This window comes from Coleofasciculus sp. G3-WIS-01 (assembly GCF_040223135.1).
Lineage (GTDB): Bacteria > Cyanobacteriota > Cyanobacteriia > Cyanobacteriales > Coleofasciculaceae > Coleofasciculus.
The window spans coordinates 1-9,700 of the sequence record NZ_JAVJZI010000182.1; the positions used below are offsets into that span (position 1 = coordinate 1).

Below are 9,700 nucleotides of genomic sequence, written 5' to 3' on the forward strand. Positions count from 1 at the left end.
GTCTTAACTCCGATTCAGAAATGGCGAGGAGGAATGCCTTGGCAGAAGTTCCTGGTATTCACCGAGAACAGCGGCTCTTCGTGGTAACAGCAGGGGAGAATCCCTAACTAGATTGCTTGCAATTAGTTAGGGTCTGTTCAAAGGGAGGTTCGTAGTCAGGGCTTTAGCCTAGACTTTCTTGGCAGGAGGCGTCAACCCAACCTACTGGACTGACACAGCTAAAATGGTGGAATAGATTTGATCATTGAATCAGGCGCAAGGGTGGTGCCCCTACGGTTCCTTCATGCAAGGTTAATCCGTCAAATTAGGTGTGCTACGCCAATACGTTGTCCATAGTTTTCCTATGTTAGGTAGAGAGCGCTCTTTACCCAATTAATTATCCCTAAGCTGTGGTAGGGAACATTGCCATACCCTATTATAACCGTCGCTTCACTACGATATGAAATCGCCAAGCGATCGCGCCTTCCGCTTACCCTCCCCAAAGCGCGTGAAGCTAAGCGATCGCGCCAGGGAATCACACCTACGATTCAATCCACCATGATCTGTCGCCTCAAAAGACTCATCATTTCTCCCGAAGCACCATAAGGAATCGGTGGACTCCATTCCCTTACCTCGGCAAACCGTAAGCGATGCAGCGTTTTGATAATGCAGTTGATCCCTTTACGGGAACCGATAACCATCACCTTAATAAATTCTTTCCCGGAAACCGGATCAGTGGAAGCCTGAATAGAAACCTCAGCAGAGGGCAATTGATTGTCATTCGGCACAAAGTACGCTTGCATTTGAGTTCACCTAGTTGAATTTAGTGTGGTCTCAGTAGACTACATTCAATCTAGCAAAATGTGGTCGCATAAGACAACATTTACTTGCTCACCATCCTCTGACACGATTAGAGGCATGGGAAAAGCGGGACAAGCTCTCAGGCAAACATTAGACACATACGGCATCAGTCAAAACAAGCTAGCCGTAACTTTGGGAGTTGATCGTTCGATAATTTTCAAGTGGTATCACGAGAAAAGAGATCCCACGGCTGAAACCGTGGTGCAGATTGCTGAGGCACTTCATAGCCTCAATCCTGATGCAGCAGCAGAATTTATCCGATTGTACGTGGGTGATTTCCTCAAGAGTGATCAGGAAGACTGAAGGAAAGCGACTCCTGCACCCCCACACTCCTACCATCAGCGATTCGCTTTGGAGCTACGATAGAAACGTTAGACGTTGTTATGAAGCGGACTATTATGCTCAGTTTTAAGAAAAAAATTGTGACTGATGAAGCGATGCGTCCTGTTGCGGTGTTGATTGATTATCAGGATTGGCAGAGAATTGAGCAACTATTAGAGGCTTATCAATTACAACAAAAACAAGAATTTAATTTAAACCAGTATGCAGGTGTGATTCAATTAACTCAAGACCCTTTGGAGTATCAGCAGCAAATGAGGGATGAGTGGCATTGACGCAGAATTTAATTTTATTGGATACGAATGTAGTTTTGTACTTCTTAGGAGGGCGTTTAACCAACCCGTTACCGTCAGGACAGTATTTTGTGTCAGTGATTAGTGAAATTGAATTGTTATCCTATCCCAGTCTCAGTTCAGATGAAGAAGTACAGATTCGGGGTTTCTTAGCTAAGATTACAGTGGTGGAACTGGAGAGTAGTATAAAAGATTTAGCAATTACATTTCGCAAACAATACAGACTGAGGCTTCTTGATGCAATAATTGCTGCAACTGCACAATTTTTAAATGCAAGATTGTTTACCAATGATGTGAGATTGGCTAATTTGAGCGAAATTCCCACTCACTCAGTGCAGATAAGGTGACGGATTTCCCTTGCACTCGTACCTGTTCCCATCCCCCATCGGCTTCCATCAGATGGGCGCAAGTAAGCAAATAACCGTCAGACAAGACAAAAAACCCCGTACCCTGGATAATACCATCCTCAGCCGCCGCGATCGCAACTGTCCCGCTTTGCCTGTTCCCAACTCATCAGGCTTGACAACCGTTTCTACTTGTTCATCTTCCAACTCACTTTAACCTTAAGGGTTGCTGTTCCATTTTCAACGCGATTTATGACTCCGTAGATGCGGAATAGTTGCTAGCAGTAAATTTTTATTCAGGGCTAACTCAGCCAACATGGGTTAACAAAAGATAACCTGCGTCATAACCCTAAAACCCATCTAAGCAAGTTTGTATTTAATCGTTTGTTGGTCTAGGTATTGACGTACTCCCTCGCTCATCTGTAGCAAGTTGGGTTCAACTTTTTTGCTCAAGAAATCCTCAACCACTGATGCAACCTTGTTTTTTAGTAACGGTGGGACTCCCTGAATCCGCTTGGGATCAATCCTTATTTCGCCACGACTCTCAATCAACGTCTGACCACGATCATTCAAAAAGCGATTCTTGCCAGCGCAGTGGACGGCTTCGGTAAAGGCGTGAGTCTTGATACTCCATGCCAGAGTATAATCTGACTCATTCCAGGTGTTATATTCTGTCCACTTCAGCATATCTTTGCTGAGCAGTGTTCTCACAGGGGCTGGAATCTCGCCACCACCGTGCCACTCATTGACGGTGTGAATACATGCATTTTCTTGATAACGAGACCTCACCTCAATGTTCCGAACATTAGTCATATAGGGAATTAACTCCATTAATCTGTCACGGTAGGTGGCAAAGACAATGGAACGAGAAAAGGGGATCTGGACATCGGTAGAGATAATCATGGATAGCTCTGTGGGTTGATTCTTCATAGATTGTAAGATTAAGAGCCTAGATCTAACCTCTCCTCTAGGACTTATTTCCATTTGTCAGTTCAAAACTATCCTTTGGGTAATCGCGCAACTAACTTGGGGATGAAACTCGATAGGATTTAGCCAAGGGTTGAGATTCCAGTTGGCTACCATTAATCTTATTATTAAGCTTTCATGAGGTCTTCATGAAGCTTTCATGAAGCTTGTGTGAAACCCTAGATAACTCTTGACACTCCCACCTAAAAATTTGTAGTCGTTGAGAAGGGATGGTTGATTGTTCCTCGCATCAGAACCCAGTCGCCAGTCAAAACGAGAGTGGAGAGACAGGTATAAGTCTTATCAGGCAAAGGAACGAAAACCATCGCTCAATCGTATCTACCCTGGTAAGTTATTATGCTTTTGGTTTTATTGATAACCTTAACAATCACCTTCGCAGCAGTTTGTGTGGTTGTTAACACGACAGAAGAAATCGTCCAGCTAGCCGCAGTTTTTACCGCCATGATTTGCCTGTTTGTTAGCCTCGTTCTTGCCCCTGTGTGGCTCAAGGTGTTAATTGTGCTAGCGCCAATGGTAATCAAGAAGCTGGCAATCGCTGGTATTAGCGTCACACACTGATAAGTCTCATTCCTTATGCCTAAGCCTGTTGGCAGGGATGCTCATTTCCTTTAAGGGGATACTCCGGAAGGAATACCCACCGCTATTACTCTTAAACAGGCAGAAGATAGAAGAGTATTCTTATAATATCTCATATATTTTATATAATATTTTAACCTCCATGAAATCCACTATATATTTTCAATACTAAAAAATAGTTAATAGTTTTATGAAAAATAAAATTAGATTAAATTCATTAATTTTAAAATTTAAGAATAAATTTGAGCAAAAATAAAGTTACCACATGGCGCAAACATGATGTTAGAATTGTGCCATCCTCCTTTCAGCATTTAGCCTAAAGATTAAAACTCGTTTACTTAAAATGGCTTTGGTGATTTTCGGCTAGGGACTTGGGAATAATAAACTCAAGCGGGTTTTTAATCCATTTATTTTAATAGTTTGACAGATGCAATTTAAGAAATTAGCGCTGATCTTCATGACAGTTACCTTACTCGTAGGCTGTGTACTGAGCATACTATCCGTGCGTTCAGAAAACACAAATGCCAAGCGTTCGGCAAAAATCGCCAATAAAACCTCACCCCCCGTCATCCCACCGCCTCTGGAAACGGCGCTTGAGGAGTTGCGTGTGATCAAAATCAAAATTGAAGGTGATATTCATCCCAAAGAATATGGCGAAGATATACATGATCTGACACCCATTGTCGAAAATGCCTACGGGGACGCTGAGATTCTAGCTACTGTTAAATCAGCGTTAGCCGGACATCAATTAGCGGTTCAATTCTGGGAGTGCGATCGCGTTTTTGGGTATGATGAACTATTCCAATGCCGAGATCAAGTCCTCCAAGCCGTCTTCCAAAAATATCCCGACATCGCTGCTCAAGCGAAGGCAGCCGTTGCCAGCGAAAATCTAGCTTACATGAGCGCTGGACTGGATGAAAATTCTGTGTTAGAGGCAATTTGGGAAAAGACGGGTACGGATACGGAAACGGCACTGCAAATGAGTAATCCAACTTCCTTGACCGCAGAAAATCAAAGCCAAAATGAATAAGTCTCCTCAGCAGGGGTTAATGTGAACGGTGAGGATCGTCATTTATCATTTATCATTGGTAAGAGTTTGAGGCTCATGAAGCGCTACTGCCCCAAAGCCACAATTGCATTTTGACCCCCAAAACCGAAACTCCAACACAATACCTGGCGAACGTTGTGCCGACGTGCTTGGGTCACCAAATCTAAATCAAACTCTGGTTTGCCCAATCCCACACAAGGCGGTAATATCTGATCTTTAAGTGCCATCAAACAAAACGCGATACCCATCGCGCCAGAAGCACCTAAGGTATGACCCGTGGCTCCCTTGGTTGAACTTACTGCCACTCCATGGGGAAACAAATACTCGATCAACTGGGCTTCATTTTCGTCGTTTAACCGAGTCCCTGTACCATGAGCGTGAATATAGTCAATTTCAGTTGGGGAAAGATGACTTCGGTTTAAACATTGCTGGATTGCGCTTATCGCACTCTTGCTGCTTGACTTTGGCGTAGTAACATGGTAAGCATCACAACTGAATCCAACACCTAATATTTGCCCATAAATTGGCACACCACGACTTAACGCCAATTCTGCTGACTCCAAAACCAAAACCGCCCCGCCTTCTGCCAACACTAAACCGTCTCGTCGTTGGTCAAAGGGGTAAGCCCCTGTTTTTGCCAAAGCCCCCATTTTGTCAAATCCTGCCAAGGTTAACCGGGTAATCGGGGCTTCCACCGCACCCGCAACAACCCGTTGGCATTGACCCATTTGGATGAGTTCAAACCCCCGTGCGATCGCCCAAATTCCCGTTGCACAAGCTGCCATTGGTGCGATTACAGGTGCCCTAGAGCCTATTTGACGAGCCGTTGCGATCGCGGCTTGGTGTGGCAATGTCTCTAACCAAGTCTCTCCCTTGAACCAGGGGGAATGGGGACGAGAAAATAGCTTCCCTACCCCGCCACTTCCCGGCTCTGCTGCGGCTCTTGCCAACTCTTCCCAAGACGCCTGACAGCCACGACTCGAGCCAATCACCACACCACAATTCGGCATCGGTGTCTGAAGATCGGCATCGGCGAGAGCATCGGCTACGATGAACTGAGTCAACGTTGTTAAGGAACTTGGTACGCGATCGATTAGCGCCAAGGGTCGAACGGGTAATTCTGGAAAGGGTTGATAGGGACGAATCCCCGACTCACCATTAAGCAGTCGGAGCCAACTCTGTTCTAAACCACCTAATGCTGAGATTAGACCAATACCTGTAATAACAACCGAATGCAAACCCAAATTTTGACCTTCCTGCGGTGACTGAACCGACGCTCTAGAAGGGCGGGCGCGAGTTAAGTTATTGGTTTTCTCCAAAACCTTATCCGTAAAACCCGCCCCTACACCTGGGCTTCCCTTGCCCAGCCCGGTGTACTAAGGAGATTCTTTTGTCTCAGACTCAGGTCGTTTCAGGTTTTCCAGCCCTTGGGTGACTTCGGCTGACTCGATGCGATCGCCAACTTGGATGGTCTCTACAACATCCATGCCATTTTTAACATAGCCGAACACCGCATAATTTCCATCCAAAAAAGGCAGATCCGCCAGCGCGATATAAAACTGGGACGACGCTGAGTCTGGCATCGATGAACGTGCCATCGCCACAGCACCACGAGTATGACGTAACTGCGGATCAACAGAAATCATGCCTGCTTGCTCAAAGGTTTTGCTATAGATGGGATCTTGAGCATCCTTTGGCTTGATTTCTAAAGGAATGTAACGAGGCTGCTCAGTTTTCGGGTCGATAAAATTCCCGGTTCCCAGACGCTCTACCGGAACATTGGGGTCTTTCCCTTGGGGATCACCTCCCTGAACCACAAAGGGTTGAGGTTCACGCACCACTCGATGAAACACTAAGCCATCATAAAAACCCCGATCTACCAAATCGACAAAATTCCCTGCTGTAATCGGGGCATTTGTGCCATCAACCTCAATGGTAATCGGAGAATCTTTAACGGTTAAAACGACGGTCGCTTTTCCCTCTAATTTGGGTAAGTTGTTAATTTGAGGATTAGTGACCTGAGCTACCGCCGTCCCATTTGTTGCTGCTGTTGAGGAATCCGTCCTGTTTTGGGATGCCCCATTTGACGTACTACAAGCTCCAAGACTTACGGCAATAATCATTACCACAACGAGGAACCAGCGCCGGACGATTACTTGCATTGTAAATAATTCTCCAATAGTTTGACTTTGTTTGCTATTATTTTATTTAGTCGCAATCCAAAACGACATAAAATAACCGCCTGGGCTCTTGGGGGGGAGGGTGAACCCTGGCACAATCTCTCCATCAGGTGTACAAAGACCACTACCCATACATGACAACTCAATGGTGGCATCGAAAAGAAACAAAAATTTGATGAAACGCACAGCTAGGGTTTACCTGAATGATTTGAATGTGGGTAAGTTTATAATTGTGCGCGAATTTTTGGCTCAATGCCACGATGTTATGCAGTATTTTGTTGACTTGTTTTGGCAACGTCAAGATTTTTCGGGGAAACTGGCTGACCTGCCAACCGTTCACCGAGCCAAGAAAAAGTTTGGCATCACCACCCGTTTGGGGCAAGCCCTTGCCAAACAAGCAAGTGAGTGTGTTTCTTCTGGATACAAAAAAGAGAGAAAACGGAAACCTCAACTTAAACGGCACACAGTTACCTTATTTTACCACTTCCTCACCATCTCTCCCTTTAAAAAAAAGGGCTTTGATTGGTGTGTCAAACTGATCGGATCGGGAGCGCCCAAGTTAGTTATCCCGCTCAAGTCCACCTCAGTCATCAATCAACGGTTAGCTCAGGGATGGCAACTCTCTAAAACGATCCGCCTGGGGTTGAAGAAAGGGCGATTGTGGATTGATTTTATCTTTGAGAAAGTTAGACCTCCCTTGAAAACATCAGGTCAGGTAGTGGGGATGGATTCCAACTACAAAAACGGCGTCGTATTCAGTGACTCCCAGGTAGTTGGAGAAGATATTTATCAACGAATTCAGGGGTTTAAAAAGCGTCAGAAGCATACCCACGCCGAAATAAAATCTCGGTTGGGTCATGCCCTGAAGCAAGTTGATTGGTCTTCAATAAAAGTTCTCAGTATTGAGGACTTAAAAAAGGTTAAACAGGGAAAACGAGGGACGTTCTCTCGCCTGTTTAACAGGCGGCTGTCTCATTGGCTATATAGAACTTTGGTGCAGTTTTTGGAGAGAAAGTGCGAAGAGGAGGGGATTCAGCTAGTGGTGAAAGACCCCTTTAAGACTTCGCAGTTCTGTTCAAGCTGCAACAGATGGGATAGACGAAACCGAAAAGGTGACTCGTTTAAGTGTGTTCATTGTGGCTACCAATCTCATGCTGACCACAATGCGGCACACAACTTGGAGCTTTTAGGCTCGGCGGGAGTTTATGGTCTCCGTTCCTACTTAAGTTCAAAATGTCAAAGTTTTGGATAACCATATTTATTAACCCTACCTTCTTGTAGCTTGCGCTACTTAATCATTTTGACGCATCAGACGCTTCCCTTGCCGCCGAAAGTCAGCTTCTGATGTCTCAAGCTAACTCATATATCTTTGATAGATAAAGCTTACAGTCCTTCTAAGGGGACAGCGAGGAAACGAGCGAGTTCTGCACCTTGGTTTTCCAGTTCCGATAGGGGCAAAGGCTGTCCCACACGAGTGAGTGGAACATCCCGGCGATCTTTTACGCGCAGGTAGAGAGTGCGGCTGGGATTAAGCCCTTCTGTGATCTCAACTTTGATTGATTGCACATCCTCAAGACGGCAGCTAAACTCTACCTGGCGGTTTTTGCCGGGAAAGCCCCAGCGAAAAACTTTAACCATCCCGGTGTCCTTGTTGAACTCATTGTATCCGCCGCCAACATCCCACAAAATCACTAGCCATAGGTAGAGTCCCAAGAGCAAACCGGCAATACCATAGAATCCCATGGCAATCCCTTGAGGGATAAACTGTAAACCTCTGGTATCACCTACGGGCAGGAGATCGAGCTGAAAATAACTGGAAAGTCCGGCTAAAAGAAATCCTGTACCGCCAAGCGAGGCAACCACCGCCCACCAGTAGTTGCTCAACCGCCGAGAACCTAAAACAGATTGACGCAGTACAAGGTTCTGTTGTTGGGTTGGGGTGACTGTCATAGAAACTCCTTTAGGTCTGAAACCCTGTCTTTATAAGACAGCTTTACAATTCTTTTAGGGCAAGGTTGGTGAAAACATTATCCTGTTGCTTCACTTTCAGAATGGGCGTAAATACGCTTCGCCTATTACTATGCCATTTTTAGTGACTCCTGTGCTGAGCGGTGGCAATTCTGAGTCAGATGTATCAATTTGTAAATTTTTGTCCCGCTACTATTGTGGTATGGAAACATTGAATCCCCGATTATCCCTAGCGAAAATAGATGAATCGTGTAAAAATATGATAGTTTAAGAAAAATTAAGTCCACGCCAGTTCAATGGTGAGCTGGTAAAGCTAGGGTGCTTGGCACACCCTGTATTCAGGCAAAGTTAGTCATGCCGACTGACTTTCTCACAGTTAAGGTACGCCGGGACTCGGCGAAACCCAAGCCGCGAAGGTTTGAAACGCCCAACCCTGAATTAACAGGGGTTAGGAGATAACACGATGCCCCATAAGGCTTTGAGTCGTGTGCCTGGGAACCCGTTGATCGGGATATATGGAACGAAATTTCCATAGAATCTCCTTTCTTGAAGTTGGGAGAGTGTCAAAAATTCCCAGTCTATCGCTGTGGAACTGTCAAGGGAAAAATCCTTGTAAACCCTTAATGTAAGAGGATTTGAAACGATGACCATAGCTGTCGGACGCGCTCCCAGCCAAAGAGGATGGTTTGACGCACTCGATGACTGGCTAAAGCGCGATCGCTTTGTATTCATCGGTTGGTCAGGTCTACTCCTGCTCCCCTGCGCCTACTTGGCTGTTGGGGCTTGGCTAACCGGTACAACCTTTGTCACATCTTGGTATACCCACGGTTTAGCTTCTTCCTACTTGGAAGGCTGTAACTTCCTCACCGTTGCGGTTTCCACCCCCGCCGATACCTTTGGTCATTCCTTACTGCTATTGTGGGGACCCGAAGCCCAAGGCGACTTCACCCGTTGGTGTCAAATCGGTGGGCTTTGGTCATTTACCGCCCTGCATGGTGCCTTTGGCTTAATTGGCTTTATGCTGCGGCAATTTGAAATTTCCCGCGTGGTCGGAATTCGACCCTACAACGCCATTGCCTTTAGTGGACCTATCGCGGTATTTGTCAGCGTATTCTTGATCTATCC

At 45.6% G+C, this 9,700-nt stretch carries 12 protein-coding genes and 1 pseudogene; 7 read left to right on the plus strand and 6 right to left on the minus strand.

Annotated features, from left to right (window positions below; all coding sequences use genetic code 11):
• Positions 1 to 527: 527 nt before the first annotated feature.
• On the minus strand, positions 528 to 782 hold the full coding sequence (locus RIM23_RS17885; RefSeq protein WP_446368511.1) for a hypothetical protein: 255 nt from the start codon (positions 780 to 782) through the stop codon (positions 528 to 530).
• Positions 783 to 897: 115 nt separating this feature from the next.
• Here RIM23_RS17885 and RIM23_RS17890 point away from each other — a divergent pair, with 115 nt between their 5' ends.
• The 3 genes from RIM23_RS17890 to RIM23_RS17900 all read left to right on the plus strand — a co-directional run bounded on the left by RIM23_RS17890 (position 898) and on the right by RIM23_RS17900 (position 1,819).
• A complete protein-coding gene (locus tag RIM23_RS17890) occupies positions 898 to 1,143 on the plus strand; it encodes a helix-turn-helix domain-containing protein (RefSeq protein WP_446368512.1) in 246 nt (81 codons plus the stop codon).
• A gap of 95 nt (positions 1,144 to 1,238) precedes the next feature.
• A complete protein-coding gene (locus RIM23_RS17895) occupies positions 1,239 to 1,454 on the plus strand; it encodes a hypothetical protein (RefSeq protein ID WP_446358204.1) in 216 nt (71 codons plus the stop codon).
• Positions 1,445 to 1,819 (plus strand): type II toxin-antitoxin system VapC family toxin, encoded by a 375-nt coding sequence (locus tag RIM23_RS17900; protein ID WP_446368513.1) that lies wholly within the window; start codon positions 1,445 to 1,447, stop codon positions 1,817 to 1,819. Before RIM23_RS17895 ends, RIM23_RS17900 begins: the two co-directional genes overlap by 10 nt.
• A 48-nt stretch (positions 1,820 to 1,867) precedes the next feature.
• Here the strand turns inward: RIM23_RS17900 and RIM23_RS17905 are convergent, their stop codons facing one another.
• Together RIM23_RS17905 and RIM23_RS17910 are read right to left on the minus strand one after the other, a co-directional pair.
• Complete coding sequence (locus RIM23_RS17905) at positions 1,868 to 2,023, minus strand: hypothetical protein (RefSeq protein ID WP_446368514.1); 156 nt, start codon at positions 2,021 to 2,023, stop codon at positions 1,868 to 1,870.
• Between the two features lie 153 nt (positions 2,024 to 2,176).
• The gene (locus RIM23_RS17910; RefSeq protein WP_446368520.1) at positions 2,177 to 2,719 is read right to left on the minus strand and encodes a hypothetical protein; all 543 of its coding nucleotides are present in this window, start codon (positions 2,717 to 2,719) and stop codon (positions 2,177 to 2,179) included.
• A gap of 420 nt (positions 2,720 to 3,139) precedes the next feature.
• Here RIM23_RS17910 and RIM23_RS17915 point away from each other — a divergent pair, with 420 nt between their 5' ends.
• Together RIM23_RS17915 and RIM23_RS17920 are read left to right on the plus strand one after the other, a co-directional pair.
• Positions 3,140 to 3,361 (plus strand): hypothetical protein, encoded by a 222-nt coding sequence (locus tag RIM23_RS17915; RefSeq protein ID WP_446368515.1) that lies wholly within the window; start codon positions 3,140 to 3,142, stop codon positions 3,359 to 3,361.
• 445 nt (positions 3,362 to 3,806) lie between these two features.
• Entirely contained in the window at positions 3,807 to 4,409 is a 603-nt protein-coding gene (locus tag RIM23_RS17920) for a hypothetical protein (RefSeq protein WP_446368516.1), read from the plus strand.
• Positions 4,410 to 4,492: 83 nt separating this feature from the next.
• Here RIM23_RS17920 and RIM23_RS17925 read toward each other — a convergent pair whose 3' ends face one another.
• Positions 4,493 to 5,665 (minus strand): beta-ketoacyl-ACP synthase, encoded by a 1,173-nt coding sequence (locus RIM23_RS17925; protein WP_446368521.1) that lies wholly within the window; start codon positions 5,663 to 5,665, stop codon positions 4,493 to 4,495.
• A 138-nt stretch (positions 5,666 to 5,803) separates the two neighbouring features.
• A complete protein-coding gene (locus RIM23_RS17930; RefSeq protein ID WP_446368517.1) occupies positions 5,804 to 6,589 on the minus strand; it encodes a peptidylprolyl isomerase in 786 nt (261 codons plus the stop codon).
• Between the two features lie 193 nt (positions 6,590 to 6,782).
• Between RIM23_RS17930 and RIM23_RS17935 the strand changes: the two genes are divergently transcribed.
• The gene (locus RIM23_RS17935) at positions 6,783 to 7,859 is read left to right on the plus strand and encodes a zinc ribbon domain-containing protein (protein ID WP_446368518.1); all 1,077 of its coding nucleotides are present in this window, start codon (positions 6,783 to 6,785) and stop codon (positions 7,857 to 7,859) included.
• Positions 7,860 to 7,990: 131 nt separating this feature from the next.
• Here the strand turns inward: RIM23_RS17935 and RIM23_RS17940 are convergent, their stop codons facing one another.
• A complete protein-coding gene (locus RIM23_RS17940; protein ID WP_446368519.1) occupies positions 7,991 to 8,557 on the minus strand; it encodes a photosystem I assembly protein Ycf4 in 567 nt (188 codons plus the stop codon).
• A gap of 661 nt (positions 8,558 to 9,218) precedes the next feature.
• Here RIM23_RS17940 and RIM23_RS17945 point away from each other — a divergent pair.
• A pseudogene (locus RIM23_RS17945) lies at positions 9,219 to 9,700 on the plus strand (photosystem II D2 protein (photosystem q(a) protein)); the annotation flags it as partial.

Coding starts and splice junctions, on each gene's coding strand:
- RIM23_RS17885 (WP_446368511.1), bottom strand. CDS start 782: ATGCAAGCGTACTTTGTGCCGAATGACAATCAATTGCCCTCTGCTGAG.
- RIM23_RS17890 (WP_446368512.1), top strand. CDS start 898: ATGGGAAAAGCGGGACAAGCTCTCAGGCAAACATTAGACACATACGGC.
- RIM23_RS17895 (WP_446358204.1), top strand. CDS start 1,239: ATGCTCAGTTTTAAGAAAAAAATTGTGACTGATGAAGCGATGCGTCCT.
- RIM23_RS17910 (WP_446368520.1), bottom strand. CDS start 2,719: ATGATTATCTCTACCGATGTCCAGATCCCCTTTTCTCGTTCCATTGTC.
- RIM23_RS17915 (WP_446368515.1), top strand. CDS start 3,140: ATGCTTTTGGTTTTATTGATAACCTTAACAATCACCTTCGCAGCAGTT.
- RIM23_RS17920 (WP_446368516.1), top strand. CDS start 3,807: ATGCAATTTAAGAAATTAGCGCTGATCTTCATGACAGTTACCTTACTC.
- RIM23_RS17930 (WP_446368517.1), bottom strand. CDS start 6,589: ATGCAAGTAATCGTCCGGCGCTGGTTCCTCGTTGTGGTAATGATTATT.
- RIM23_RS17935 (WP_446368518.1), top strand. CDS start 6,783: ATGAAACGCACAGCTAGGGTTTACCTGAATGATTTGAATGTGGGTAAG.
- RIM23_RS17940 (WP_446368519.1), bottom strand. CDS start 8,557: ATGACAGTCACCCCAACCCAACAACAGAACCTTGTACTGCGTCAATCT.